This is a genomic window from Micromonospora sp. WMMD961, from assembly GCF_029626145.1.
Taxonomy (GTDB): Bacteria; Actinomycetota; Actinomycetes; order Mycobacteriales; family Micromonosporaceae; genus Micromonospora.
The window spans coordinates 4,270,768-4,295,344 of the sequence record NZ_JARUBJ010000002.1 but is presented as its reverse complement, the minus strand read 5'-3'; the positions used below and the strand labels follow the sequence as shown (position 1 = coordinate 4,295,344).

Sequence of the window (24,577 nt, the reverse complement as noted above, 5' to 3'; positions counted from 1 at the left end):
CGATGCAAGCCCTCGCCGCTCACCACAGTGGAACCCCCACCGGAACGCCACCTGAACAGCCGGTGCACGCTCTCGTGCCGGGTCACGGGTGCATGGTCGCGCCCTTGAGTACCTTGTCCACCACGTTGCGGGGCGCGTGCAGCGCCAGGCCCACCAGGTCGAGCTTCTCCCGCCCGACCGCCTGCACGGCGGCGCGGTTGTCCCGGTCGTTGCCGGTGGCGAACAGGTCGGCGGTGAAGATGGACAGACGCAGCCCGCGGGCGAGCGCGCGCGAGTGCGCACCGACCAGCGCGGCCCGGTCGCCGGCGAAGACCAGCACCGGCTGGCCGAACATCGGCAGGTACGGTGTGCCGTCCGCGTCCCGGTACTCCTCGCCGATGAGTTCCGGCACCGCGGCGGCGATGCCACTGACCAGGAACGCGGTGACGTTCAGGCGCTGCCAGCTGACCAGGTCGTCGCGGAGCAACACGGCGATCTTGGTGGGAAATTGAACGGGTTCGGTCATGGCGTCGAGCCTGCCCGCACGCCGCCGACCAGGTCTTGTACGTTGTTAGCGTGGTCACCCGCCCGGCGGGCTCGCAGGTCAGCGCCTGGCGACCCGCCGTAGCCGGGGTCGCCGAGGTCTTCCACGCCCACTTCGTGGACCACGCCTACCCGCGGCACGTGCACGACGTCTGGACGCTGCTGATCGTCGACGACGGCGCGGTCCGCTACGACCTGGACCGGCACCGGCACGGCGCGCTGCCCACCTCGGTCACCCTGCTGCCGCCACACGTACCGCACGACGGCCGCGCGGCCACCGCCGACGGTTTCCGCAAGCGGGTCCTGTACCTCGACACCTCGGCGCTCGGTGCCGAGCTGGTCGGCCGGGCGGTGGACGAGCCTGGCGTGGCCGATCCGCAGCTACGGGACAGGATCCACCAGCTGCACCAGGTGCTCGCCGTGCCCGGAGACGAGTTCGAAGCCGAAAGTAGGCTCGCGCTCATCCTGGACCGGCTGCGTCAGCGGTTCGCCCAGCGTGCTTCGGTCAGCGTCCAACCGGCGGCACGCGGCCTCGCGGTCCGCCTGCGGGAGCTGCTGGACGCCCGGACCATCGAGGGCGTCACGCTGCGCGAGGCCGCCGAGTTGCTGCACGCCCACCCGACCCACCTGGTCCGGACGTTCACCCACGCGCACGGGCTGCCGCCACATTCGTACCTGACCGGTCGACGGGTCGAACTGGCTCGTCGCCTGCTCCTCACCGGGCAGCGGCCTGCCGCGGCCGCCACCGAGGCCGGCTTCTTCGATCAGGCGCACCTGACCCGCCACTTCCGGCGGTACCTGGGCGTCAGCCCGGCCCGCTACCTCGGCGCGCCCAACGCCGGGATCAGACCCGATGAGGGAGAGCGTTCGTAGCTTCTCGTCCCGGCCCGTGTGGAAGTCGTGCTCGCGTGTTCATGTCACATTCCGGCGGGGGTTCCAGCGTGGCGGGCGGCGGCCGGCACGCTGCAGTCGCGCCAAGCGGCTAGCGCGACGACGACCGCTCGTTTCCCCGTCGAAGGAGAACCGTGGACCTGAATCTCATGATCTTTATTGGTGGTGCAGTCGTGTTCGGCGGTGCCGTCGCCTACCTGGTTCTGCTGCGTGAGCGCGGCGCACAACGGGCTGCTCTGGCCGCCGTTGGCGTGGCGACCGCCCTCGCCGCGAGCTTCCTGCTCATGCTGATGCTCGCCAGGCTCGCGTTGCCCGCCGCGCTGGGGTTCGTCGCCCTCTTCAGCGGGGCCGTCACCTACCTTGTCTTGCGTCGCGAGCTCGGTGCCCGGTGGGCGGCCCTGCTCGCCGCGGGCGCGACGATGGTGATCACCGCGAGCGCCCTGTTCCTGGTCTATCTCGCCGTGATCGCCTTCGTCGTCGCCATCGGCGTGTTCCTCCTGCTGCGTATCCGTCTTCGGCTCGCCCCAGCGTTGGTCCTGATGGGCGGCACGCTCGGCGGTCTGCTCGCGACCTCCGCCGGAGCCTTCTGGATCAGCCTCACCTACATGTGACGGCGGGTCCTGCTGAACGGTCAGACGATCTGCCCTCCAATGACGGAGAGGAGCCGCAGTTTGTCGTCGCTCTCCGACCCGGGCACGGCGGTGAAGACCAGCAGCGTCTGGGACTCGTCCGGGTCCACCAGCGTCTGGCAGTGCAGCTCCATCGGCCCCACCTCGGGGTGCAGGAAGCGCTTCGGCGGGCAGTAGCCGCCGGGCACCGGGTGCTCCTGCCACAGGCGGGTGAACTCCGGGCTCTTGGCGAGCAGGTCGTCGACGAGCGCGGCCGCCCGCGAACCCCGGCCGTCCCGAATGTAGGAGGCGTGCAGGTGCGCCACGAGGAGTCGACTCTGCGTCTCGTGGTCCTCCGCGGGGTGCAGCTGTCGTGCCTCCGGGTCGGTGAACCAGCGGTGGTGGGCGCTGCGGGCCAGCCCGGTGTACCGGGTCTCGTCACCGAGCAGGGCGACGGCGGGCGCGGTCTGCGCCAGGGTCTCGCCGAGGTGGTTCACCACCTGGGCCGGAGTGTCGTGCATCCGGTCGAGGATGCGCATCATCCCCGGGTTGACGTGGTCGGCCCGTACGGCGCGGTGCGGAACGGCGTGCCCGGCGAGCTGGAACAGGTGGTCTCGTTCGGCCAGCGAGAGCCGTAGGCCACGAGCCAGCGCGGCGAGTATCTGCTCCGACGGGTGCGGCCCGCGCTGCTGCTCCAGCCGGCTGTAGTAGTCGGTGGACATACCGCTCAGCGCGGCCACTTCCTCGCGCCGCAGCCCACCGGTGCGTCGGCGTTGGCCCCGGGGCAGTCCGACGTCCTCCGGTTGCAGCGCCTCCCGCCGCGTACGCAGGAAACTCGCAAGTTGGGCGCGGTCCACGGTCTCTCCGATCGCTGGGCGCCGACGCTGGCCGGCACCTCGATAGCAACAGTCAAACCCAACAACCCTGTTCCAGCTCCCACCCCGCCCCACCCCGCCCCACCCCGCCCCACCCCGCCCCGCCCCACCCCGCCCCACCCCGCCCGGCCCCGCCCCGTTGATCATGGAGTTGTGTGGTCGACAAAATACCTGAAACAGGTGCGGAGCAGGCACCACAACTCCATGATCGACCGGAGAGGGCGGGCTGGAGGCGCGCGGTCAGCGCTGGATGGACTTGGTCTCCAGGAACTCCTCCAGGCCGAAGCGGCCGAACTCGCGACCGTTGCCGGACTGCCGGTAGCCACCGAAGGGTGCGAGAGGGTTCCAGTGGCCGGCGTTCACGTCGACCTGTCCCACGCGCAGCCGCCGGGCGACTGCCAGAGCGTGTTCTGGCTCACCGAAGACGCCGCTGGTCAGGCCGTACTGCGTGCCGTTGGCGATCGCCACGGCCTCCTCCTCGTCGGCGTACGGGATGATCGTCAGGACCGGGCCGAAGATCTCCTCCTGGGCGATCGGTGAGGTCGGGTCCACGTCGGCGAAGATCGTCGGCTGGACGTAGGCCCCGCCGGTCAGCCCCTCGGGCCGCTCCGGGCCGCCGAACACGAGCCGGGCGCCGTCGGCGATGCCCCGCTCGATGTACCCGACGACCTTCTGCCGGTGGGCCTCGGACGCCATCGGGCCGATCCGGGTGGCCTCGTCGTTCGGGTCACCGACGGTGTACTGCTTCGCGGCCTCGACGGCCAACGCCACGACCTCGTCCTGACGAGCGGCGGGCACCAGCATCCGTGGCCACGCGCCGCAGACCTGACCGCCGTTGCTGAACGCCATCATGAGGCCCTGCTCGACCGCGGTGGGCAGGTCGGCGTCGTCGAGGATGATGTTCGCGCCCTTGCCGCCCAGTTCCAGCGCGACCCGCTTGACGGTCGCCGCAGCCACCGAGGAGATGCGCTGCCCGGCCCGTGTGGAGCCGGTGAACGAGATCATGTCGATGTCCGGGTGGGCGGAGATCGCCTCGCCGACGGTCGCGCCGGTGCCGTAGACGACGTTGAACACACCCGCCGGTACGCCGGCCTCGGCGGCGACCTCGGCGAGGATGCGCGCGGTCAGCGGGGCGTTCTCGGACGGCTTGAAGACCACCGTGTCTCCGGCGAGCAGGGCTGGCGCCAGCTTGGAGACGATCTGCTGAAGCGGGAAGTTCCACGGCGTGATCGCGCCGACCACGCCGATCGGCTCGCGGACGATCAGTGAGTTGCCGACCTCCTCGGTCCAGGCGAAGTCGTCGGCCAGGCCGGCGATGGACTCGACCACCGCGGCCGGGAACGCGACCTGGGCGGTGCGGGACATGCCGATCGGAGAGCCCATCTCGGCGGTGATCGCCTGGGCGATCTCCTCCGTACGGGCGGCGAGGCCGGCGCCGAGGCGACGCAGCACGTCCGCCCGGTGCTGCGGTGTGGTCGCCGCCCAGGCGGGGAAGGCCGCCCGGGCCGCGGCGACGGCGTGGTGGACGTCGGCGGCGGTGCCGGCCGGGGTCTCGGCGACGACCTCGCCGGTGGCCGGGTTCACGACGGGAAGGGTGCCGCCGGCGGAGCCGGTGACGGTCTCGCCGCCGATCCAGTGGCCGGCGACGGAGTGGGTGGAAGCTGTCATGGACCGACCGTCGCACCGTGCCGGAACCCCAACCAGGTGCGGTTCATCCAGGGTTCCGCGATCCCTGGCTGGGGTCCGGACCGGTCAGAGCGCGAGGACGATCCGGCCGGCGGTGGTGCCGGCGTCCTGCCGCGTCCAGGCGTCCGCGACGGCGTCGAAGGGCACGATCTCGTGGTCGACGGTGAGCCGGCCGGCCGCCGCGTGCCCGGCCACCACGGTCAGCGCCGCGGCCCGCTCGTCGGTCGACAGCCCGTTGTTGGTGTAGCCGATCATCCGCAGAGCGCCGCCGCGCAGCACGGCAGACTCGATGGGCGCCGACGCGCCGGCCGCGCTACCCAGGTTGACCAGCCGCCCACCGGGGCGCAGCACCCGCAGCGCCGCCGCGGCGGGCACACCGAAGACCGGGTCGAGGACGAGGTCGACCGGCCCGTCGGCGGCGTGGCGCAGCCGGTCGGCCATCGACGCGACATCGTCGTCGGGGAGTAGCGGGACGGAGACGGCCGCGCCGAGTTCCTCGGCGCGGGCCCGGGCGGCGGCCGACCGGGCCACGGCGATGACGCGCCGGGCGCCGCCGAGCAGGGCGAGCTGGACGGCGGCCTGACCGACCACACCCCCGGCCCCGAGCACGACGACCTGCTCGCCGGCCGCCAGGCCGCCGGCGTGGGTCAGCGCCGCATGTGCGGCGACCGCGGAGAGACCGAGGGCCGCGAGCAGGGTCAGCGGTACGCCGGCCGGCAGCGCCACCACATCGACGGTGGGCACGGCGACAGTGGTCGCCATGCTGCCGTCGACGCCGGAGCGCATCCCGGCCGACGTGCCGAACCAGACGGGGGAGCCGTCGGCGAGCCGACCGACCCCCTGCACACCCGGCACGTACGGGGTGGCCGGCGTGCCGAAGTAGCTGGTGCCGCCGGCACAGAGCACGTCCAGCGGGGTGATCGGCACGGCCTCGACGGTGACCGTCACCGCACCGTCGGCCGGCACGGGCGCCGGCCGTTGGGCGATCGTCGGTGCGGTGCCGCAGGTGGTGAGCACTGCCGCGCGGATCACGTCGCGATGTCCGGGTAGGGCATCGAGAAGTGGGCCAGCCGCGCGCCGTAGGACTTCTGGTACTCCAGCGGCTCGGTGTTGTCCCGCTCGAAGAGGGCGATGAAGAGGGTCAGGGTGAGGAACGGGTGCGCGCCCAGCTCGAACAGCTTCACGTGGTCGTGGGTGGCCAGCGCCTCGCGCTCCACGTCGTCGAGGCGCAGCCAGCTGCTCGCCTCGCCGGTGTGGCAGTTCAGCACGGTGTTGGCGCACTCGGCCTCCCACCAGGTGACCAGCTCGCGCGGCTCGCTGCGGTAGCGCTCGACCAGCTCCGGGTCCCGGTCGACCATGAAGAGGAACTTGTTCAGCAGATACTTGCTCATGCCGTCGGCGCTCCGTTCGGGTACCAGGTGAAGTACGCCTCCATGGTGTGGAACAGATCGAGGGTGTCGACGTAGTCGGCCTTCACGCCGGCACCGGCCACGCCCATCATCAGCATGAAGTCCATGAAGCCGTGGGTGGCGTTGCCCGGTGAGTGCAGGCTGTCCAGGGTGACCTCACGCAGGCACTCGTCCAGGTCGCCGTTGGCGATCCACTCGACGGCCCGCTGGTCGAACTCCGGGTCCGGGCCGTGCGGGCCGAACTGCCGGGGGCCGCCCAGTTCCAGCGAGAGGTGACCGGTCCCGATGACGGCCACCCGCAGGTGCGACGGCCACGATTCGACGATGTCCCGGATGCTCTGGCCGAGCTGGACGAAGCGCTTCGGCTGCGGCAGCGGCGGCGCGAAGATGTTCGTGTAGATCGGCACGATCGGCAGGTCGGCCTCGGGCCGCAGCGTGATGATCGGGCAGGTGATGCTGTGGTCGATGCGTAGCTCGTTGCTGAACGCGAGGTCGAAGCCGGCGTCGAGCCCGGCCCGCAGGATGTGCCCGGACAGGTCCTCCTGGCCGGTGAGCAACATCCGGGGCAGCCCGAACTCGCGCTCCTCGTTGTACCAGTTGGCGTCGTAGAAGGGTGCCTTGCCGACCAGGAACTGCGGCATGTTGTCCAGCCAGAGCTGGTGGAAGTGGTCGGAGCCGACCATCACCAGCACGTCGGGTCGGGCCCGGGTCAACGTCTCCCGGAACGCCAGGATCTTGCGGGTCCACTCGTCGGCGAACGGTGGTCGATCCTCGCCGGTCGCCGTGCTGGCCCGGTAGTAGAAGGGGTGGTGGGTGGAGGCGATGACCGCGACGATGGAGGCCATTCCCACTCCTTTCGGGGGTGCAAGAGGGGGTCAGGGTTCGTAGACGGCGTTGCGGTCGACGGTGCGGTAGATGTCCATGCCGAGCGGCCGTCGTCGCTCCTCGGCGAGGTGCCCGAGCAGCCCCGCCGCGCGGGCCAGCAGGGCGAAGCCGCGCAGCATCTCGACCGGGAGCCCGAGGTCGGCCAGCGCCGCGCCGCAGACTCCGGCACCGTTGAGCGGCAGGGTGCGGCCGAGCACCTGCGGGTGTACGCGTCCGATCGCCTCGAACAGCCGCAGGTGCGGGCCGTGCACACCCTCCTCGGTGGCGATCCGGATCAGCACGGGGGTGCGCGGGTCCTGCTCCTTGTGTACGGGGTGCCCGAGCCCGGGGACCAGCCGACGCTCCTGCCTGGCCCGGGTGACCGCGTCGAGCGCCACCGCGTCGTAGTCGGTCACCTCGCCGGCCTCGGCGAGCGTGTCGGCCAGGAAGCGTCCACAGTCCTCGGTGACACCGAGGAAGCGGGAGCCGCCGCCGAGCAGACCGGCGGCGAGCGCACCCTGCAACGACTCGGGCGCGGACAGGTACGTCAGCCGGGCGGCGATCGCCGTGGGCGTGAAGCCGTGGTCGGCGAGGGCCACCAGCACCGCCTCGAAGACCCGTACCTCACCCGGGGTGGGCCGGCGGCCGGCGACCAACCAGTACGCCAGCTCGCCGAAGCCCACGGTTCCCATCAGGTCGGCGGCCAGGTCCTGCCCGAGCAGGGAGATGGTGGTCGGGTCGGAGGTGCCGATCCCGGTGGGAAAGCTCAGTTCTTCAGCCACGCGCGGATCTCCTCGCCGTGTTCGTCGAGCGCCGGCGGCGGCAGCTCGTACCGGGCCGGGGTGTCGGAGAAGGTGATGGGGTTGCGGACGCCGGGCACGTGAGCGACGGTGACGACCGGGTCGAGCCCCAGCTCCTCGGCGAGCGCGACACCGCCGTCGATGGTGTTGATCGGCGCGCACGGGACGCCGGCGGCGAGCAGGTCCCGGAACCACTCGTCAGTGGTCCGCTCGGCGAGGCGTTCGACCAGCAGGGGCCGCAGCTGCTCGCGGTTGGCCGTGCGGTCCTGGTTGCGGCCGAAACGCCTGTCGTCCGGCAGGCCGGGCAGGTCGAGCACCTGGCAGAGCTTGCGGAACTGCCCGTCGTTGCCGGCTATGACGACCAGCTCGCCGTCGGCGGTGGGCAGTGGCTCGTACGGGAAGAGGCTGGGATGCGCGTTGCCCATCCGGAACGGGACGGTGCCGCCGGCGACGTAGCCACTGGAGTGGTTGACCAACCCGGACAGCGCCGAGCTGAGCAGGTTGACTTCGACGTGCTGACCTCGCCCGGTCTCGCCACGGTGGTGTAGCGCGGCGAGGATGCCGATGCTCGCGTGCAGCCCGGCCATCACGTCGAAGACGGAGATCCCGGCCCGGTACGGCGGGCCGTCCGGGTCGCCGGTGAGGCTCATCAGGCCCGAGATGGCCTGCACCATGAGGTCGTAGCCGGGGAAGTCCCGACCGGCGCCGGTGCCGAAGCCGCTGATGCTCGCGTACACGATCTTCTCGTTGTTCGCGGTGACGCTGTCGTAGTCGAGGCCGAACCGGGTGAGGCCACCGGGCCGGAAGTTCTCGATCAGCACGTCGGCGCGGCGGGCCAGCTCCTGCGCGGCGGCCAGGTCGTCAGGCTTCTTGAGGTCCAGGGCGATCGACCGCTTGTTGCGGTTGATGCCGAGGTAGTACGTCGAGGCCCCGTCGCGGGTGGGCGGCATCCAGGTGCGGGTGTCGTCGCCACCGGGGCTCTCCACTTTGATCACCTGGGCGCCCAGGTCGGCCAGGAGCATCGTCGCGTACGGCCCGGCGAGGATCCGGGAGAAGTCCGCGACGAGCAGGCCGGCCAGCGGTCCGGTCGAATGTTGCATCATGTTCCGCCCGTTCTGCGGACACCTGTCCGCCGAGACAGCTTGCGACACTGCTGGGTACCTGTCAACGGTGCGTTAGCCGGCCGGAAACATGCCCTTGACATGAAATCGTGACCGGGACCACACTTGCGCCACTCGGGCTGGCCGCACAGCGGACAACGGTCCGGGATCCCCTCGTACCCCGAAAGGAATGGGTGGCGAATGAGCGCAACCGACCGGCCGGTGGTCTTTCGTAACGGCCTGGTTCTCACCATGGACGACGCACACACCGTGCTGCCCGGCGCGGACGTGCTGGTCATCGGCGGCCGGATCGCGCAGGTCGGCGTCGGCCTCACCGCACCCGACGACGCCCTGGAGATCGACGCCACCGGCGGCATCCTCATGCCCGGCATGGTCGACACCCACCGGCACCTGTGGCAGACCGCGATGCGCGGGTACGGCGCCGACTGGACCCTGACGCAGTACTTCGTCTGGTACTACCTCGAATCCGGCAAGCTCTTCCGGCCCGAGGACGTCTACGCCGGCAACCTGCTCGGCGCGATCGAGGCGGTCGACGCCGGCGTCACCACCACCGTCGACTGGTCGCACGGTTTGCAGACACCCGAGCACGCCGACGCCGCCGTGGATGCACTGGAGGCGGTCGACGGGCGGTTCGTGCTCGCCTACGGCAACATCCAGCAGGGGCCGTGGGAGTGGGCCACCTCGCCGGAGTTCCGCGACTTCCACCGCCGCCGGATCGACGGTGGAAAGCTGGCCGGCTTCCAGCTGGCCTTCGACGTCACCGGCGACCCCGCCTTCCCGGAGCGGGCCGCGTTCGAGATGGCCCGGGAGTTGGGCGTCGCGGTGACCACCCACGCGGGCGTGTGGGGCGCCACCAACGACGACGGCATCCGGCTCATGCACGAGAACGGGTTCATGACCCCGTCGACCGTCTACGTGCACGCGGCGACGCTCACCCAGGACTCGTACAACCGGATCGCCGCGACCGGCGGCTCGGTCTCCGTCTCGACCGAGAGTGAGCAGAGCGCCGGCCAGGGTTACCCGCCCACCTGGCAGCTGCGCCACCACGACATCCCGGTGTCGCTGTCGATGGACACCAGCGTCTGGTGGAGCGGCGACCTCTTCTCCGCCATGCGGAGCACGCTCGGCGCGGACCGCTCCCGGGAGCACCTGGAGGCGCACGCCAAGCAGGAGACCGTCACCCACTGCCACCTGCGTGCCGAGCAGGTCGTCGAGTGGGCCACCCGGGGCGGCGCCCGCGCCCTCGGCATGGACGCCACCATCGGCGCCCTCACCCCCGGCCGGCAGGCCGACGTCGTCCTGATCAAGAACGACGCCTCGCCGGTGATGTTCCCGATCCTGAACCCGCACGGCCACGTCGTCTTCCAGGCCCAGCGTGCCGACGTGCACACAGTGCTGGTGGGCGGCCGGGTCGTGAAGCGGGACGGCCGTCTTGTCGGCGTCGACCTCGCCGCCGCGCGGGCCAGGGTGGCGTCGACCATCGACCACCTGCGCGAGACGATGGGGGAGGAGGCGTGGCAGCGCGGCATGAACCCGGACATCCCCGAGACCGCCATCCTGGAGAACCCGTACCAGTACACCGAGTGGGACGCCGGGTCGGCGCAATGGAAGCATTGAGGAATGAGTGACAACGGAAGGGGCGCCGGGCCCGACTTCATCGAGGCCCTCGCGCGTGGCCTCGACGTCCTGCGCTCCTTCCGTCCCGCCTGCCCCTCGATGACGCTCAGCGAGATCGCCGCCGCCACCGGCCTGGCCCGCCCCACCGTCCGGCGCATCCTCATCACGCTCGAATCGCTGGGCTACGTCCGCGCGGCCGGCCGCGGCCACACCCTCACCCCGCGCGTCCTGGAGCTGGGGATGGCGTACGTCAACGCGCTGAACATGTGGGACGTGGCCCGGCCGCACATGGAGAACCTCGTCGGGCAGACCAACGAGTCGACCTCGATGGCCCAGCTCGACGGCAGCGACATCGTCTACGTCGCCCGGGTGGCCGTCCCCAAGATCGTCACGCTCGGTGTCACCATCGGCACCCGTTTCCCGGCCCCCGCGACGTCGATGGGCAAGGTGCTGCTCGCGGCCCTGCCACCGGCCACGCTGGAAACCGTCCTCGCCGAGCCGAGCCGCTCCGGCATCACGCCGCGCTGGCAGCCCGCACCGGGCGAACTCGACGCCGTGCTGCGCGAGGTCCGGGCCAAGGGCTGGGCGCTCGCCGACCAGGACCTGGCGCCGGGAATCCGGTCCGTCGCCACCGGCGTACGCGACGGCGACGGGCGGGTCGTCGCCGCCATCAACGTGACCGTGCACGCCGCCGAGACCTCCCTGGAGACCCTGCGCGAGGAGCACCTTCCGAGGCTGCTGCGCGCGGCCGCCGACATCGGGCACGACTGGGCGCTCACCGCCGCCGTGCCGGTGGTCACGACCTAGGTCCCACCGATCACGAGCGTCGTGGGATCGTCCGGGGCGGCGCCGACACCCGACCGGATGCCATAGTGCCGCGATGAAGGCAGACCTGCACAGTTACTTGAAGGGCGGCCGCGAGTCGCTGCTGTGGAAGCTCGACGGCCTCGGCGAGTACGACATTCGGCGTCCGTTGACCCCGACCGCGACCAACCTGCTCGGTCTGGTGAAGCACTCGGCGGCCATGGAGACCCTCTACTTCGGCGTCGTGTTCGGCCGACCGTTCGAGCAGGAGTTGCCCTGGCTCGGCGACGGGGCGGAGCCCAATGCCGACATGTGGGCGAGCGCGGACGAGACCCGTGAGGAGATCGTCGGACTGTACCGGCGCGCGATCGCCCACGCCGACACCACCATCGATGCCCTTGCGCTGGACGAGGTCGGCCTCGTGCCGTGGTGGGGTGATGCGGCGGTCACGTTGCACCACGTCCTGGTCCACGTCATAGCGGAAACCCAACGGCACGCCGGCCACGCCGACATCGTGCGCGAACTCATCGACGGCGCGGCCGGGTTGCTGTCCGAGAACGACAACCTGCCCCCGGTCGACGAGTCATGGTGGCTGGACTACCGCCAGCGGGTGGAGCAGGCCGCCCTCGACGCCAGTGAACGCCGCAGGTAGGTCCCTGTCGATCATGGAAGCCAGACGGTGGCGGCGATGAAGCCGAAGCTGGCCCGGTAGAGGGATCACCTGCCGTCTGGCCGGGCCTGCCGTCTGGCCGGGCCTGCCGTCTGGCCGGGCCTGCCGTCTGGCCGGGCCTGCCGTCTGGCCGGGCCTGCCGTCTGGCCGGGCCGGCCGCAGATCGATCATGACGGCTGAGATTGTCGTACATATGTTCTAGGTTGATGTCATGGTCGAGGAGTTGACGCAGGCAGAGGACGCCATCGCCGCCTGCGCCGACGCGGCCACCTGGTCGTCCCCCGAGGGCGAGCTGATCGCCGCGCTCGACACCGCGCACCGCATCGAGCAGCGCCTCGCCGCGGTGCAGCTCGCCCTGATCCGTGAGCTCGACGGGCGGGGCACCGCCACCACCCAGGGCGCCTCCTCCACCGCGGTCTGGCTCCGCGAACGGTTACGCCTCACCATCCCGGCCGCCCGCCGCCTCGTCGACCTCGCCGCCGTCCTGGACACCGGCAACCCTGGGGTACGCAACGCACTCGCCGACGGTCGTATCACCGTGGACCAGGCCCGGATCATCGCCGACACCGTCGACGCCGTGCAGACCTCCGCGAGTCCCGAGGCCGCCGACAAAGCCGTCGGGGTGCTCGTCGAGTGGGCGGGGCAATTCGACCCCACCCTGTTGCGCAGACTCAGCACCCGCATCCTCGACCATGTCGCACCCGACATCGCCGACGCTGCCGCCAAAGCCGCCCTGGATGCCGAGGCCCGCCGTGCCACCCGCGACCGCCACCTCACCCTCTCCACCCTCACTGACGGCCGCCTGCGACTCACCGGCATCCTCGACTCCGAAACCGCTGGGCTGCTCCGCGCCGCCATCGACCCCCTCAACGCGCCGTCGGGTCCTGACGACCAGCGCACTCCCGGGCAGCGCCGGCACGACGCCCTCGGTGACGTGTGCCGCCTCGCCCTGCGCACCGGCGAGTTGCCCGAGCACGGCGGTGATTGCGCCCAGGTCGTCGTGACCACCGACTACGACGGGTTGACCCGGCAACTGGGCGGCAGCACCCTCGACACCGGCCTGCACCTCACTCCCGAGGCCGTGCGCCGACTCGCCTGTGACGCCGGCATCCTCCCGGCCGTCCTCAGCGGAGCTGGCCAACCACTGGACCTCGGTCGGCAACGCCGCCTCGTCACCGGTCCTCTCCGGCGAGCCCTGGTGCTGCGCGACCGTGGCTGCGCCTTCCCCGGTTGCGACCGACCACCGCGCTGGTGCGACGCACACGTGCGCCGTGAGGCGCTGATTGATCGAGTGGAGGTGAGAGACCACCACCGCCGTCCTGTCGCGGCAGGACGGTGAAGCTGAGGGGCAGCCGGGTTCGGGAGGTGCCGGGCCTGGCGGCAAGCGGCCCCTGACGACGCCGAGGCGTGCCAGTACTGCCAGATGGTGCGGGTTCGGCTAGCGAGTCGGAGAGGTGTACGTGAGGAACTGGTGTGTGAAGCCCCCTAATGGACCACCAGCTGGGAATCTGGCAGATGGCTGGGCGCGGTGCGTACCCGCCCCTGATGGGCGGGGAACTCCGGGTCGGTGATGTGGACGGCCGGCTGGAGGCCACGACGAAGTGCCGCGGGGTAGTCGTGGCGATGCCGCGGGGGTAGAGCCAGGCGCCTCCTTCGACGATCGATCGGTCAGTGAACACGGGAACCGTCACGGACGTGCCTGATACCGCGTGGCCAACGCGGGTGGGGCTGGGTCCACCGTCGGCCGATCCGGCCGTGACGGGGCGGAGTCGCCGTAGTAGTCCGAGGTCGGGAGAGCCGGCCGCATGGCGAAGGGCGACAGCGAGGTCAGCAAGGAAGGGACTGTGATGGTCGAAGATCCCGGAGTGAATGTTCCGGGCGCGTGGCCTGACGCCGGGTTGGCGCAGGCGCGGGTACGACGGATGCAGACCAAATTGCACCAATGGGCGACGGCCGATCCGTGCCGTCGCTTCGATGATCTGTACAACCTGGTGTATGACCCGGCGACGCTGATGATGGCGTTCGACCGGGTCGCGGGCAACGCCGGGGCCCGTTCTGCGGGTGTGGACGGCTCAACCGTCTTTGACATTCGGGAGCGGGTCGGTGAACAGGCGTTCTTGGAACGCATTCGAGAGCGGTTGAAAGCGCGAGAGTTTCAGGCGTTGCCGGTGCGGCAGCAACTGATTCCGAAGCGCGGGTCGGGCAAGGTCCGCAAGTTGGGGATCCCGACGGTTACCGACCGGGTGGTCCAAGCGGCGCTGAAGCTGGTGTTGGAGCCGATCTTCGAGGCGGACTTCAAGCCGTCATCGTTCGGTTTCCGGCCCAACCGGCGAGTGCACGACGCGATTGCCGAGATTCAGATGTTGGGCACGAAGGGTTATCAGTGGGTCCTGGATGCCGACATCGAAGCGTGTTTCGATTCCATCGACCACACCGCGTTGATGGATCGGATGCGTCTACGGATCTCGGACAAACGTGTACTGGCCCTGGTGAAGGCGTTCCTGAAAGCCGGAGTCATGACCAGATCCGGTGATCGGGAGGACAGCCTCACCGGCACTCCTCAAGGGGGCATTCTCTCACCGCTGCTGGCCAACATCGCTCTGAGCGTGCTCGATGAGCACTTCGACGCTCAGTGGCGGTCATGGAGCCACGAGCGCCGCAAGACCCGGCGTCGCAACGGGCTGGGCACCTGGCGGATGGTCCGCTACGCGGACGACTTCGTCGTGCTGGTGTTCGGTACCCAAACCAACGCCGAAACGGTGCGCGAGGAGGTGAGCAGGGTGCTGGCACCTGTGGGACTTCGCCTGTCCGTGGCGAAAACCCAGGTGGTGCACATGAGCGACGGGTTCGACTTCCTCGGCTTCCATATCAAGTGGATGCGTAAACGGGGAACGGATAAGAGCTACGTCTACACCTTCATCGCAGACAGGCCAGTCCGCGATTTCAAGGCAAAGATCCGAACTCTGACCCGCAGATTGTCCCAGGCCGAGTACCGGGCAACGCTGATCCGGATCAACCAGATCCAGCGTGGCTGGGCGAACTACTTCAAACACGCGGTGGCCAAACACACCTTCGACAAACTCCAGACCTTCGTCTGGTGGCGCGTCGTGCACTGGGTGATGCGCCGCCAACGCATGCCTTGGAGAGACGTCCGGCGATGGTTACGCGGCCCTACTGGCTGGCGTCCCATCGCCCTGGACGGGATCGAACTGTTCAACATCGCCTCAACACGAGTCAGCCGATACCGGCTGCGAGGCAACACGATCCCATCCCCTTGGCCCTTACAGATCACCGACCAGATGGCATGACCTCGTGGAGAGCCCGGTGCGGTGAAAGTCGCACGCCGGGTTCGGAGAGCGGCCCGGGGAAACGGGGCAGCGGCAACGCCGCCACCGCGCCCCGGGCCGACTCAACCACATCCACCACTGGGCCGACGGCGGCGACACCAGCCTCGCCAACGCCGTGTTGCTCTGCGGCCACCACCACCGGCACCTGCACCACAGCGACTGGGCCGTGCGATTGGCCGGCGACGGTCACCCCGAGTTCGTCCCGCCGGCCTGGCTAGACCCCGAACAACTACCCCGCCGCAACCACTACCACCGACGAACGTGAGCGCACCACGAGCACACGACGATCACCCCGGTCAGCAGGCCGACCAACTGGGCGGCACGGCACGCTCTGATTCCCTCCGCCACCGAGACGAGGGGAGGCGCGGGACCATGATCCGCGCACCGCTCTCGCCCTGCTCCCGGGCAGGCTCGGTGCTGCCGGTGGAGCGCGGGTCGAAACCACGCGGGCGACGCCGCCGTTTCCGCCGTGCCCGCCGCTTCGTGCTCGCTGCGGTCGCTGCCGTGCCATCCCACACGATCGTCGTCGCCGTGCCCGCCGTGCCCGCCGTGCCCGCCGTGCCCGCCGTGCCCGCCGTGCCCGCCGTGCCCGCCGTGCCCGCCGTGCCCGCCGTGCTGCACAGCGATCCCCGGCCCTGGCCGGGCTGATCCCGACCGCTGCCCGTCTGGCGGCGGCCCTGCTGCCTGATCGCCACCCCGACGAGCGGCTGCAAATCGACGGCCGTTCGGATACGCGGCAGGGCGGTCACGAAATCCGGCGGCGAATCGTCACAACCGGCGGTTAGTCTGCCTCCGCGCGTCGTCCTGTACAACGCGCCCCGCGCCTGGTCGGCGCGGCATCGCCGCCACCGCCCACCAATGGCCGGCTCAATCGACTTCAGGAGAGTCAGTGACACAGCAATCCGTCGCGACATCGGACAAACTCGACGCCGCGGTGCTCAAGGTGGCGGGCGTCGTCGTCCTTGGCGCGATCATGTCGATCCTCGACGTGACGGTGGTCAGCGTGGCGCTGCCCACCTTCCAGAGCGAGTTCGACGCGTCCTACGCGCGCGTCGCGTGGACCATGACCGCGTACACCCTGGCCCTGGCCACCGTGATCCCGCTCAGCGGGTGGGCGGCCGACCGGTTCGGCACCAAACGCCTCTACATGGTGGCGCTGGCCCTGTTCACCATCGGGTCGGGGCTCTGCGCGACGGCCGACACGATCGGCGAGCTGATCGGCTACCGCGTCCTGCAGGGCCTCGGCGGCGGCATGCTCATGCCACTGGGCATGACCATCATGACCCGCGCGGCCGGCCCGCACCGGATCGGCCGGTTGATGGCCGTCCTTGGCATCCCGATGCTGCTCGGCCCGATCGGCGGCCCGATCCTCGGCGGCTGGTTGATCGACACGGCGAGTTGGCACTGGATCTTCCTGATCAACCTGCCGATCGGCGTCATCGCCCTGGTCTACGCACAGATGGCGCTGCCGAAGGACGCCCCGGAGCCGTCCGAGTCGTTCGACTTCGTCGGCATGCTCATGCTCTCGCCGGGTCTCGCCCTGTTCCTCTACGGCGTCTCGTCCCTGCCGGAGACCGGCACCTTCGCCGAATCCAAGGTCTGGGCCCCGATGCTGGTCGGCGGCGCGCTGGTGGTGGCGTTCGTGCTCTACTCGTTCAAGCCCCGGCATCCGCTGCTCGACCTGCGGCTGTTCCGCAACCGCAGCCTGACCATCGCCTCGCTGACACTGTTCGTGTTCATCATCGCGTTCATGGGCGCCGGCCTGCTGTTCCCGAGCTACTTCCTGCAGGTGCGCGGCGAAACGACGCTGGCCGCCGGTCTGCTGATGGCCCCGCAGGGCATCGGCGCGATGATCACCATGCCGATCGCGGGCACGCTCGCCGACCGGGTGCCGATCGGGCGTACCGTCCCGTTCGCGCTGGCGCTCATCGTCGTCGGGTTCTTCGGCTTCACCCAGGTCGACCCGCAGACCTCGTACTGGCTGCTCGGCGGGTCGCTGTTCGTGATGGGCCTGGGCATGGGCGGCACGATGATGCCGATCATGACGTCGGCGCTGCGGACGTTGCAGGCGCAGGAGGTGGCGCGCGGCTCCACGCTGGTCAACATCCTCCAGCAGATCGGCGGGTCGGTCGGCGCCGCCGTGATGTCGGTGATCCTCACCAACGAGCTGAACGGCTCCCGGCCGATCCCCGGCCTGGTGGACGAGAGTGGCAAGCCGATCACCGAGGCCGGGCTGGCCATCGCCGCCCAGCAGCGGCCGGAGCTGCTTGAGCAGATGCCGGTGGACCCGTCGCTCATCGAACGCGGGCTCGACTTCGCCGCCACGTCGTTCGCCAACACGTTCTGGGTCGCGTTCGGGCTGGTCGTGCTCACGTTCATCCCGGCCGCGCTGCTGCCGCGCCGACGTCAGCCGGCGCAGCTCGACGACCCGCAGGGCGAGTTGGTCAAGACGCCAGTCGTCATCCACTGACCGACCCCGCCGCGCCCGGCACCCGGTGAGGTGCTGGGCGCGGCGGGTACGGCGTCAGCGCAGCGGTCCGTCGCCGGGCCCGTCCGGGTCCTCGATCACGTGGATCGCGGCTTCCTCCGCGGTGGCGGCACCCGCGTCGATGCCGGCGTCCCACGCCACCGACTCGGCCTCGTCGTCCTCGCGGACGCCGTCGTCGTAGGCGACGAGACGGCCGGCGCGCGCCTCCGTCTCGTACCCGCGGCGGGTCAGCTCGTCCTCGTCGTCGCCACCCTCGGCGTACGGGTCGACATCCGGCACCTCCTGGGCGAGGTGTTGCGCCAGGGACTCGCCCGCCCGCTCCTCGGCCGGCGTGGTGCCGAACCGGTTTGCCGCCGTCCAGTGGTCCTCGGCGATGATGCCGGTGTCGAGGGGGTCGCCGACCCGGTCGTCGTCGAGGGTGTCGGAGGCGTCCAGGACCCCGTCGTCCTCGGCGACGTTCCACTCGTCGACGGAATCCATCCGTTCGGTCTGGCTCACGGCGGTCTCCTCTTCGTCACGATGCAGCAAAGTGCTCAGCCTATGACCGTGCAACGCGTCCGCACCCCGAGGCCTGCCCGCTGTGACGAACGGACCTCGGGGCGGGCCGTGCCGCGCGGCGGGTCACCGCTTCAGCAGCTCCACCACGGCGTCGGTGAACTCCACCGGTTGCTCGATGTGCGCGAAGTGTCCGCTTCCCTCCAGCGTCACCAGCCGTGAATTCGGCAGCCCTGCGTGCAGCTGCTCGGCCCACCGCGGGCCGCAGATGAAGTCGTACGCCCCGACGATCACCACGACGGGCACGGTGATCTCAGCGAGGTTCTCCCGCACGTCGAAGGGCGTGGGGTCCTGCGCGGCGGCCGGCGTCGCCCAGATCCGGACAGCCGCCTGAAACGGGGCGAACTCGTCCTGCCGGCCCCAGAAGTCCGCGAAGTACACCGGCAGGGCGGCGCGCAGAGCGGCCCCCAACGACTCGTCGTCCCTCGCGCCGCCGATCTGAGCGAAGGCGGCCGGAACCGCAGACGCCTCCGGCCGGTCCGGGTGCCGCTGCGGGTACGCGGCGAGGCCGGCCATCGCCTCGGCCCAGAACTCGGCGCCGGTGACGGGCGAGGTGTCGTACAGGGCGAGGCCGGCGACCCGGCCCGGGTGGGCGAGCGCGTAGCGCTGGACGACGAAACCGCCGTGCGAGTGCCCGAGGAGGTACACCCGGGGTTCGCCGAGGTGCTCGACGACGGCGTGCAGGAACCGGACATACGTGTCGAGACGGTAGTCGTGGGCGTTGTCGAGCTGCCCTGACGCGCCCGTACCGACCGGCTCGACGTAGACCATGGTGAAGTGCGCCTCGAGGCTGGGCGTCCGCAGGTACGCCCACTCGATGCCCGGGCCGCCGGAGTGCGCGACGCAGACCGGGCCGGTGCCGGCGACGTGGTAGACCTGCCGAACGCCATCCACTGTGAACGTGTGGGCACCCGGTGCGAGGCTGCCGACGTCGTGGCTGGTGGAACCCATGAACTATCTCCCGATCCGAGACCCCGCGCGGCGTCCGCCGACACGGCAACTGGTGCATGACGGGGACCAGATGCGCGTGTCGAGAGGAAAGTTCGCTCGGTCGGGGAAGTTTTTCAGACCCGTGCCGGGACGGGGTGGAAGAGGGTGAGCTGGCGCACCCGGCCCGCGCGCAGCAGTTGCAACCACAGCGCCGCGGGTGGGCAGTGCTCCGGGTCGTCGGGTGGGCTGATCAGGTCGGTCTCCCAGATCAGCACGTCGCCGCTGGCCACCACGTTGCGCAACCGCTGACGTACCCCGGCGGCCAGGTCGCGGTTCATGCCGTTGATCGCCAGCTCCCGGCCACCGCGCGGGCCGCCCGGCACGACCATCTCGGCGTCCGGCCACCAGTTCTCCCGGACCACCCGTTCGAAATCGCCGCTCATCGCCGTGGTGATCATGTCGCTGCCCTCCCGCCACCGCGAGTCGTTCGAGGCGGCGACATCCGTGTGCGCCACGTTCGCCGCCGTGCGCAGGCCGCCGGCGAGCGCACGGCGGGCGTGGCTGAGGCGGCTGCGGACGGTGCCGACCGGCACGCCACACACGGCCGCGATCTGCTCGTACGAGGACGCGTCGCTGAAGTACCGCAGCAGGGTGACGAGGCGGTCAGGTTCGGACAGTTGCCCGAGGGAGTGCCACACCCAGTCGCGCATCGCCGCCCGGTCCAGTACTTCCTCCGGGGTGGGCGTGTCGGCGGGCTGGGAGAACCACTCCGGTTCGGCGACCGGGACCGGTCGGGGCCCGCGCAACGTCATCCGGGCGTTGTTCCGCACGATGGCACGCAACCAGGAGCCGACGGCGGTCGGGTCGCGGAGCTCGCCGATGCGCCGCAGGGCGACGACAATGCTGTCCTGCACCGCGTCCTCGGCGTCCGGCCCGTAACCGAGGACGCTCAGCGCGACGGCCCGCATCCCGGCCTCGTGCCGCGCCAGCAGCGCCCCGAGCGCGGCCGCGTCGCCCGTCTGCGCGAGCACGACCAGCTCCGCGTCGCTCTGCGTCACGCCCAGTTCCTCCCCGAAACGCCTGTTCTGAACGCTTGTGCTCCAACCAGCCTACGGCGGGCCGGCGCGCCGATGCTCCGGCCGGTCGGTCGTCCTACGGCGGATGGGCCGGCGGCGCGGGTGCCGGCTGCCGAGCTACCGCAGGCTGGGCCAGGATGAGAGGGTGCAGCCCGAACCGGTCGACCACGCGCCCCGGCAGGCCTTCCCTCGGGCGGTCCTGCGGCAGCGCTGGGAGGACCTCGCCTTTCTGCATTGGGCAGTCGCGCCGGAGGTCGTCGCGCCGTTGCTGCCCATCGGCACTCGCCCGGACACGGTGGAGGGGGTCAGCTACGTCGGCCTGATCGGGTTTCGGATGGTCGGGCTGGGCTTCGGTCGCGGCCCGGGGGTGCCCTACTTCGGCACCTTCGCCGAGACCAACGTCCGGCTCTACTCGGTCGACGACGCCGGCCGACGAGCGGTCGTGTTCCGGTCGCTCGACGCGTCCCGCCTGGTGCCGGTGCTGGTGGCGCGGGCGACGCTACGCCTGCCGTACCTCTGGTCGTCGATGCGGTTGGATCGCGACGGCGACCGGCGCTCCTACCGTTGCCGGCGGCGCTGGCCCGGCCCGGCCGGCGCGACGAGCCGGATGGCGGTGCGGGTGGGGGAGCGGATCGTCGACCCGACCCCACTCGAACACTTCGTCACCGCCCGCTGGGGGCTGCACACCCGCGCGTACGGGCGCACGCTGCACCTGCCGAACTGGCATCCGCGTTGGCCGCTGCACCGGGCCGAGGTGCTGCACCTGGATGACGAGTTGGTCGTCGCCGCCGGGCTGCCGGCACCGGTCGGGCCACCGGTCAGCGTGCTCTACTCGCCCGGCGTCGGGGTCGCGTTCGGCCCGCCGGTGGCGGCTCGGCCGCGCGGGGCCGGGCCGCCGGAGGCTCAGTAGCGGCCTCCCTCTGGGGCGGGCAGCGCGTCCAGGTCGGCCAGGTCCGCGGCGCTGAGCCGCAGGTCGCCGGCGGCGCAGTTGTCCAGCAGGTACCTCGGGGTCTTGGTGCCGGGGATCGGAATCACCTGGTCACCCTGGGCGACCACCCACGCGAGGGCGACCTGTGCGGGGCTGAAGCCGGCCCGGTCGGCGATCTCCCGGACCCGGGCGACGATGGCGAGGTTGGCGCGCAGCGCGTCCTGCTGGAAACGCGGCAGGCCGCGCCGGAAGTCGTCGGCGGGCAGGTCGTCGAACGAGGTGAACCGGCCGGCGAGGAAGCCGCGCCCGAGCGGAGAGAACGGCAGGAAGGCGATGCCCTGCTCGGCGCAGTAGGACAGCACCTCGGCCAGCGGGTCGCGGGTCCAGAGTGACAGCTCGGACTGCACCGACGCCACCGGGTGCACCGCCTGGGCCCGCGCGATCTGGGCCACCGTCACCTCGGACAGCCCGATCTGCCGGGCCTTGCCGGCCGCCACGACCTCGGCCATCGCGCCCCAGGACTCCTCGACGGGCACCTCCGGGTCGACCCGGTGCAACTGGTAGAGGTCGACGTGGTCGGTGCCGAGCCGGTGCAGGCTCTCGTCGATCGCCGCGCGGATGTGCTCCGGGCGGCCGTTGTTGCCGATCTTCGGTGAGTTGCCGGGGCCGCCGGTGGGGGAGGTGGCCACCAGGCCGACCTTTGTGGCCAGTACGGCCCGCTCCCGGCGGCCGCCGGCGAGCGCCCGCCCGACCAGTTCCTCGTTGGTGTACGGCCCGTACACGTCCGAGGTGTCGATCAGCGTCGCGCCCAGGTCCAGCGCCTGTCGGATGACGGAGATCGACGTGTCGTCGTCGCGCGGGCCGGTGATGTCGTAGCCGTGGCTCATGCCCATGCACCCGAGGCCGATGACGCCGACCTCGGGTCCGGTGCTGCCCAGCGTGGTGGTTCGCATGCGCCCCACGCTACGACCGGCGCTGGTGGAGCGCACTCGCGGTGGCGGTTGCGTGGGCGAGCCGCCGTGCGGCGGTGTCCGGTGATTCAGGGCGTCAACTGGGTGAAGCGGATGCTGTTGCCGAACGGGTCGCGCAGGGCGCAGTCGATCCCGTAGAAGCGCTCGGTGGGTTCCTCGGTGAACTCGACGCCGCGGCCCAGCAGCGTCTCGTACGTCTTGCGGCAGTCGTCGGTGGAGAAGATGAGCGAGCCACCCATCGCACCCTTGGTGACCAGGGCGCGGACCTGCTGGGCGGTCTCCTCGGACATCGCCGGTGGGCCGGGCTTCTCCAACAGGATCTGGCGACCCGGCTCCCCGGGGACGTTGACGGTCAGCCAGCGCATGAAGCCCATGTCGACGTCGGCGTTGACCTCCAGGCCGAGCTTGCCGACGTAGAAGTCGAGGGCCGCGTCCTGGTCGAGGACGTAGATCTGTGAGTGCGTGATCGCGGTGAACATGCACGTCACGCTAGGGGCAGGCGCTACCGGACGCTTATCCGAAACTGCTGAGTGACGACTCTCACCAGAAGCGGACTCGCGAGTCCGGTACGGTGGAGGCTAACCGGACTCGTGAGTCCGGATTTACCTGTCAGTGAGCACGAGGAGCCCCATGAATCCGGTACGGATCAGCGATGCCCTGCGCGCGGTGGTCTTCGAGCCGACGCGCGACCTGACCGAGGCGCTGGACGAGTTCTACGCCCCCGACTACACCCACCGCAACGACGGCGAGACCCTCGACCGGGCCGCATTCGTCGAGATGGTGACCCGGGTACGAGGTCAGGTTCTCGGCGGCAGCGTGCGGGTCCTCGACGAGCTGCGCGACGGTCTCCGCTACGCCGAGCGACACACCTACGAGATCACCCTGGCCGACGGGTCGACCGCCCGGCGGGAGATCGCCATCTTCGGGACGTACGCGGAGGATGGCCGCTTCCGCCACCTCAGCGAGACCGGTTTCGACCTCCCCGCCGACGACGTCGCCTGACTGACCCCGACGGACGACATCAAAGGAGAGAGTCATGCCCCGTCTCGCCGACCCCGACCCGAACGCCTTCCCGGAGGACGTCCGGGAGGTGCTGTCCACCCTGCCGCCGGATCCGATGGTCAAGATGCTGGCCCACTCGGTCGGTACGGTAAAGCTGTTCGTCGACCTCGCGAGGGCGCAGTTCACCTCGCTGGAGCTGCCGGCCCGCTCGCGGGAGCTGGTCGTCCTGACCGTTGCCGAATACGCGGAGTGCGAGTTCGAAGCCGCCCAGCACAGGCCGATGGCGCTGGAAGCCGGCCTCGATCAGCGCGTCATTGAGATCATCAGCGCTCGAGACCTCGACAACCCGGACCTGTCGGCGTCCGACCGGGCTCTCATCCGGTTCACCGCCGAGGTGGTGCGATCTCCACGCATCTCCGACGAACTGTTCGACCAGGTGCGGCAGGTCCTGAGCGAACGCGAGATCGTGGAGGTGCTTCAGGTGGTGGGCTACTACTGGTCGTTCAGCCGGGTCTGCACCGTGCTCGACGTCGAACTCACCAAGGTGTACAGCGACGAGCGGGTGGTCTCCGGCGACGCTGGCCGGGCAGACTGAGATCCATGGCAGAGTCCGACTCCGATCCGACGTCGGGCGGCCCGGATGCTCCCCATCGGCGTCTGGACGCCCGGCGCAACCAGGAGCGGGTCATCGCCGCCGCCCGGGAGCTCTTCGGCGAGCAGGGTCTGCAGGTGACGGTGCCACAGATCGCGGAGCGGGCCGGGGTCGGTCGCGCGACGGTGTACCGCAGCTACCCCAGCAAGGAAGACCTGATCGTCGCGGTCGTCCAGCGGCAGTTTCAGGAGCTGGAGCAGCGCACCCGCGCGGCGCTCGACGGCGCCGACGCGTACCGGGAGTGGTGTTCCTTCGTGCCTGACCTGTTCGGACGCCTCGCCCGCGACCGGGTCCTCGCCGACGCGTTCTTCGAGGGCAGGTTGGTGCCCGCCGCGCGCATCCTGGGCCTGGTCGGGCAGTTGGTGGCGGCGGCCCGATCGTCCGGCAAGATCCGCCCGGACGCCGGGGAGCGGGACATTCGGGTGATCCTCTGCGGGGCGGTCCGGCAGCTCATCGTGCTCGACGAGCGCGACCCGGCGGTGTGGCGCCGGTACGCCGACCTGGTGCTCAACGCGCTACGCCCCTGACACCAACTCGACGCGGTTCTCTACGACCTGAAGGAGCAACAGCGATAACCACCCTCTGAGCAGCAGCACTGCGCTGGGCGTGACCCTGGCTGACCGCGCAGCCACGACCGGTTTCCGAGCGCCGGTGTCAGGGTGTGAAAGCCCGCCGGTACGCGGTGGGGGTGGTGGCGAAGGCCTGCTGGAAATGCGCACGGAGGTTGGTGGGGCTGAGCAGGCCAGCCAGAACGGGCGCGT

At 70.6% G+C, this 24,577-nt stretch carries 26 protein-coding genes and 1 pseudogene; 14 read left to right on the top strand and 13 right to left on the bottom strand.

Going from position 1 to position 24,577, the window contains the following annotated elements:
• Window positions 1–82 precede the first annotated feature (82 nt).
• Window positions 83–505 (bottom strand): DUF2000 domain-containing protein, encoded by a 423-nt coding sequence (locus O7614_RS19575; protein ID WP_278139912.1) that lies wholly within the window; start codon window positions 503–505, stop codon window positions 83–85.
• Window positions 506–555: 50 nt separating this feature from the next.
• Here O7614_RS19575 and O7614_RS19570 point away from each other — a divergent pair, with 50 nt between their 5' ends.
• Window positions 556–1,395, top strand: a complete 840-nt coding sequence (locus tag O7614_RS19570; protein ID WP_278139911.1) for an AraC family transcriptional regulator — start codon at window positions 556–558, stop codon at window positions 1,393–1,395.
• A 152-nt stretch (window positions 1,396–1,547) separates the two neighbouring features.
• The gene (locus O7614_RS19565; RefSeq protein WP_278139910.1) at window positions 1,548–2,024 is read left to right on the top strand and encodes a hypothetical protein; all 477 of its coding nucleotides are present in this window, start codon (window positions 1,548–1,550) and stop codon (window positions 2,022–2,024) included.
• 20 nt (window positions 2,025–2,044) lie between these two features.
• On the opposite strand, the gene O7614_RS19560 is transcribed toward O7614_RS19565, so the two are convergent.
• From O7614_RS19560 to O7614_RS19530, 7 genes are all read right to left on the bottom strand, one after another.
• On the bottom strand, window positions 2,045–2,878 hold the full coding sequence (locus O7614_RS19560; protein WP_278139909.1) for a helix-turn-helix transcriptional regulator: 834 nt from the start codon (window positions 2,876–2,878) through the stop codon (window positions 2,045–2,047).
• 258 nt (window positions 2,879–3,136) lie between these two features.
• The gene (locus tag O7614_RS19555) at window positions 3,137–4,564 is read right to left on the bottom strand and encodes an aldehyde dehydrogenase family protein (RefSeq protein ID WP_278139908.1); all 1,428 of its coding nucleotides are present in this window, start codon (window positions 4,562–4,564) and stop codon (window positions 3,137–3,139) included.
• 84 nt (window positions 4,565–4,648) lie between these two features.
• Window positions 4,649–5,614 (bottom strand): zinc-binding alcohol dehydrogenase family protein, encoded by a 966-nt coding sequence (locus O7614_RS19550; protein ID WP_278139907.1) that lies wholly within the window; start codon window positions 5,612–5,614, stop codon window positions 4,649–4,651.
• Window positions 5,611–5,973, bottom strand: a complete 363-nt coding sequence (locus O7614_RS19545) for a hypothetical protein (RefSeq protein WP_278139906.1) — start codon at window positions 5,971–5,973, stop codon at window positions 5,611–5,613. The genes O7614_RS19550 and O7614_RS19545 overlap by 4 nt, the downstream gene beginning before the upstream one ends.
• Entirely contained in the window at window positions 5,970–6,836 is an 867-nt protein-coding gene (locus O7614_RS19540; protein ID WP_278139905.1) for an extradiol ring-cleavage dioxygenase, read from the bottom strand. Before O7614_RS19540 ends, O7614_RS19545 begins: the two co-directional genes overlap by 4 nt.
• 30 nt (window positions 6,837–6,866) lie before the next feature.
• Entirely contained in the window at window positions 6,867–7,637 is a 771-nt protein-coding gene (locus O7614_RS19535) for a citryl-CoA lyase (RefSeq protein WP_278139904.1), read from the bottom strand.
• Window positions 7,622–8,758: a CoA transferase gene (locus O7614_RS19530; RefSeq protein ID WP_278139903.1), complete on the bottom strand. Its 1,137-nt coding sequence runs from the start codon at window positions 8,756–8,758 to the stop codon at window positions 7,622–7,624. Before O7614_RS19530 ends, O7614_RS19535 begins: the two co-directional genes overlap by 16 nt.
• A gap of 198 nt (window positions 8,759–8,956) precedes the next feature.
• Here O7614_RS19530 and O7614_RS19525 point away from each other — a divergent pair, with 198 nt between their 5' ends.
• The 8 genes and pseudogenes from O7614_RS19525 to O7614_RS19490 all read left to right on the top strand — a co-directional run bounded on the left by O7614_RS19525 (window position 8,957) and on the right by O7614_RS19490 (window position 17,684).
• Window positions 8,957–10,393, top strand: a complete 1,437-nt coding sequence (locus O7614_RS19525) for an amidohydrolase family protein (protein ID WP_278139902.1) — start codon at window positions 8,957–8,959, stop codon at window positions 10,391–10,393.
• 3 nt (window positions 10,394–10,396) lie between these two features.
• A complete protein-coding gene (locus O7614_RS19520) occupies window positions 10,397–11,200 on the top strand; it encodes an IclR family transcriptional regulator C-terminal domain-containing protein (RefSeq protein WP_278139901.1) in 804 nt (267 codons plus the stop codon).
• 73 nt (window positions 11,201–11,273) lie between these two features.
• Entirely contained in the window at window positions 11,274–11,849 is a 576-nt protein-coding gene (locus O7614_RS19515; protein WP_278139900.1) for a DinB family protein, read from the top strand.
• A 229-nt stretch (window positions 11,850–12,078) separates the two neighbouring features.
• Complete coding sequence (locus tag O7614_RS19510; protein ID WP_278139899.1) at window positions 12,079–13,206, top strand: DUF222 domain-containing protein; 1,128 nt, start codon at window positions 12,079–12,081, stop codon at window positions 13,204–13,206.
• Between the two features lie 466 nt (window positions 13,207–13,672).
• A complete protein-coding gene (ltrA, locus tag O7614_RS19505) occupies window positions 13,673–15,175 on the top strand; it encodes a group II intron reverse transcriptase/maturase (protein WP_278137201.1) in 1,503 nt (500 codons plus the stop codon).
• A gap of 103 nt (window positions 15,176–15,278) precedes the next feature.
• Window positions 15,279–15,479, top strand: a pseudogene (locus tag O7614_RS19500) (HNH endonuclease); the annotation flags it as partial.
• A 107-nt stretch (window positions 15,480–15,586) separates the two neighbouring features.
• Window positions 15,587–15,862, top strand: coding sequence for a hypothetical protein (locus O7614_RS19495; protein ID WP_278139898.1), 276 nt, complete (start codon window positions 15,587–15,589; stop codon window positions 15,860–15,862).
• Window positions 15,863–16,103: 241 nt separating this feature from the next.
• Window positions 16,104–17,684 carry a DHA2 family efflux MFS transporter permease subunit gene (locus tag O7614_RS19490; RefSeq protein WP_278139897.1) on the top strand — a complete coding sequence of 527 codons (1,581 nt, stop codon included), beginning with the start codon at window positions 16,104–16,106 and terminating at the stop codon, window positions 17,682–17,684.
• 54 nt (window positions 17,685–17,738) lie between these two features.
• Here the strand turns inward: O7614_RS19490 and O7614_RS19485 are convergent, their stop codons facing one another.
• The 3 genes from O7614_RS19485 to O7614_RS19475 all read right to left on the bottom strand — a co-directional run bounded on the left by O7614_RS19485 (window position 17,739) and on the right by O7614_RS19475 (window position 20,245).
• Window positions 17,739–18,200: a DUF5709 domain-containing protein gene (locus tag O7614_RS19485; RefSeq protein WP_278139896.1), complete on the bottom strand. Its 462-nt coding sequence runs from the start codon at window positions 18,198–18,200 to the stop codon at window positions 17,739–17,741.
• 123 nt (window positions 18,201–18,323) lie between these two features.
• On the bottom strand, window positions 18,324–19,208 hold the full coding sequence (locus tag O7614_RS19480) for an alpha/beta hydrolase (RefSeq protein ID WP_278139895.1): 885 nt from the start codon (window positions 19,206–19,208) through the stop codon (window positions 18,324–18,326).
• A 113-nt stretch (window positions 19,209–19,321) separates the two neighbouring features.
• A complete protein-coding gene (locus O7614_RS19475) occupies window positions 19,322–20,245 on the bottom strand; it encodes a sigma-70 family RNA polymerase sigma factor (protein WP_278139894.1) in 924 nt (307 codons plus the stop codon).
• A gap of 163 nt (window positions 20,246–20,408) precedes the next feature.
• On the opposite strand from O7614_RS19475, the gene O7614_RS19470 reads away from it, so the two are divergent.
• Window positions 20,409–21,173 carry a DUF2071 domain-containing protein gene (locus tag O7614_RS19470; protein WP_278139893.1) on the top strand — a complete coding sequence of 255 codons (765 nt, stop codon included), beginning with the start codon at window positions 20,409–20,411 and terminating at the stop codon, window positions 21,171–21,173.
• On the opposite strand, the gene O7614_RS19465 is transcribed toward O7614_RS19470, so the two are convergent.
• Both O7614_RS19465 and O7614_RS19460 read right to left on the bottom strand, forming a co-directional pair.
• On the bottom strand, window positions 21,167–22,144 hold the full coding sequence (locus tag O7614_RS19465) for an aldo/keto reductase (RefSeq protein ID WP_278139892.1): 978 nt from the start codon (window positions 22,142–22,144) through the stop codon (window positions 21,167–21,169). The genes O7614_RS19470 and O7614_RS19465 overlap by 7 nt on opposite strands.
• Before the next feature lie 86 nt (window positions 22,145–22,230).
• The gene (locus O7614_RS19460) at window positions 22,231–22,641 is read right to left on the bottom strand and encodes a VOC family protein (RefSeq protein ID WP_278139891.1); all 411 of its coding nucleotides are present in this window, start codon (window positions 22,639–22,641) and stop codon (window positions 22,231–22,233) included.
• A gap of 151 nt (window positions 22,642–22,792) precedes the next feature.
• Here O7614_RS19460 and O7614_RS19455 point away from each other — a divergent pair, with 151 nt between their 5' ends.
• From O7614_RS19455 to O7614_RS19445, 3 genes are read left to right on the top strand one after another with little or no spacing between them, the layout of a single operon-like run.
• The gene (locus tag O7614_RS19455; protein ID WP_278139890.1) at window positions 22,793–23,164 is read left to right on the top strand and encodes a hypothetical protein; all 372 of its coding nucleotides are present in this window, start codon (window positions 22,793–22,795) and stop codon (window positions 23,162–23,164) included.
• Window positions 23,165–23,198: 34 nt separating this feature from the next.
• Window positions 23,199–23,759: a carboxymuconolactone decarboxylase family protein gene (locus O7614_RS19450; RefSeq protein ID WP_278139889.1), complete on the top strand. Its 561-nt coding sequence runs from the start codon at window positions 23,199–23,201 to the stop codon at window positions 23,757–23,759.
• 5 nt (window positions 23,760–23,764) lie between these two features.
• A complete protein-coding gene (locus O7614_RS19445; RefSeq protein ID WP_278139888.1) occupies window positions 23,765–24,343 on the top strand; it encodes a TetR/AcrR family transcriptional regulator in 579 nt (192 codons plus the stop codon).
• The last annotated feature ends 234 nt before the right edge of the window (window positions 24,344–24,577 follow it).

What these genes read in the sequence shown, in the direction of transcription:
- O7614_RS19575 (WP_278139912.1), bottom strand. Translation starts at nt 505, where the DNA reads ATGACCGAACCCGTTCAATTTCCCACCAAGATCGCCGTGTTGCTCCGC.
- O7614_RS19555 (WP_278139908.1), bottom strand. Translation starts at nt 4,564, where the DNA reads ATGACAGCTTCCACCCACTCCGTCGCCGGCCACTGGATCGGCGGCGAG.
- O7614_RS19545 (WP_278139906.1), bottom strand. Translation starts at nt 5,973, where the DNA reads ATGAGCAAGTATCTGCTGAACAAGTTCCTCTTCATGGTCGACCGGGAC.
- O7614_RS19540 (WP_278139905.1), bottom strand. Translation starts at nt 6,836, where the DNA reads ATGGCCTCCATCGTCGCGGTCATCGCCTCCACCCACCACCCCTTCTAC.
- O7614_RS19530 (WP_278139903.1), bottom strand. Translation starts at nt 8,758, where the DNA reads ATGATGCAACATTCGACCGGACCGCTGGCCGGCCTGCTCGTCGCGGAC.
- O7614_RS19525 (WP_278139902.1), top strand. Translation starts at nt 8,957, where the DNA reads ATGAGCGCAACCGACCGGCCGGTGGTCTTTCGTAACGGCCTGGTTCTC.
- O7614_RS19520 (WP_278139901.1), top strand. Translation starts at nt 10,397, where the DNA reads ATGAGTGACAACGGAAGGGGCGCCGGGCCCGACTTCATCGAGGCCCTC.
- O7614_RS19515 (WP_278139900.1), top strand. Translation starts at nt 11,274, where the DNA reads ATGAAGGCAGACCTGCACAGTTACTTGAAGGGCGGCCGCGAGTCGCTG.
- O7614_RS19510 (WP_278139899.1), top strand. Translation starts at nt 12,079, where the DNA reads ATGGTCGAGGAGTTGACGCAGGCAGAGGACGCCATCGCCGCCTGCGCC.
- ltrA (WP_278137201.1), top strand. Translation starts at nt 13,673, where the DNA reads ATGGCGAAGGGCGACAGCGAGGTCAGCAAGGAAGGGACTGTGATGGTC.
- O7614_RS19495 (WP_278139898.1), top strand. Translation starts at nt 15,587, where the DNA reads ATGATCCGCGCACCGCTCTCGCCCTGCTCCCGGGCAGGCTCGGTGCTG.
- O7614_RS19480 (WP_278139895.1), bottom strand. Translation starts at nt 19,208, where the DNA reads ATGGGTTCCACCAGCCACGACGTCGGCAGCCTCGCACCGGGTGCCCAC.
- O7614_RS19465 (WP_278139892.1), bottom strand. Translation starts at nt 22,144, where the DNA reads ATGCGAACCACCACGCTGGGCAGCACCGGACCCGAGGTCGGCGTCATC.
- O7614_RS19460 (WP_278139891.1), bottom strand. Translation starts at nt 22,641, where the DNA reads ATGTTCACCGCGATCACGCACTCACAGATCTACGTCCTCGACCAGGAC.
- O7614_RS19455 (WP_278139890.1), top strand. Translation starts at nt 22,793, where the DNA reads ATGAATCCGGTACGGATCAGCGATGCCCTGCGCGCGGTGGTCTTCGAG.
- O7614_RS19450 (WP_278139889.1), top strand. Translation starts at nt 23,199, where the DNA reads ATGCCCCGTCTCGCCGACCCCGACCCGAACGCCTTCCCGGAGGACGTC.
- O7614_RS19445 (WP_278139888.1), top strand. Translation starts at nt 23,765, where the DNA reads ATGGCAGAGTCCGACTCCGATCCGACGTCGGGCGGCCCGGATGCTCCC.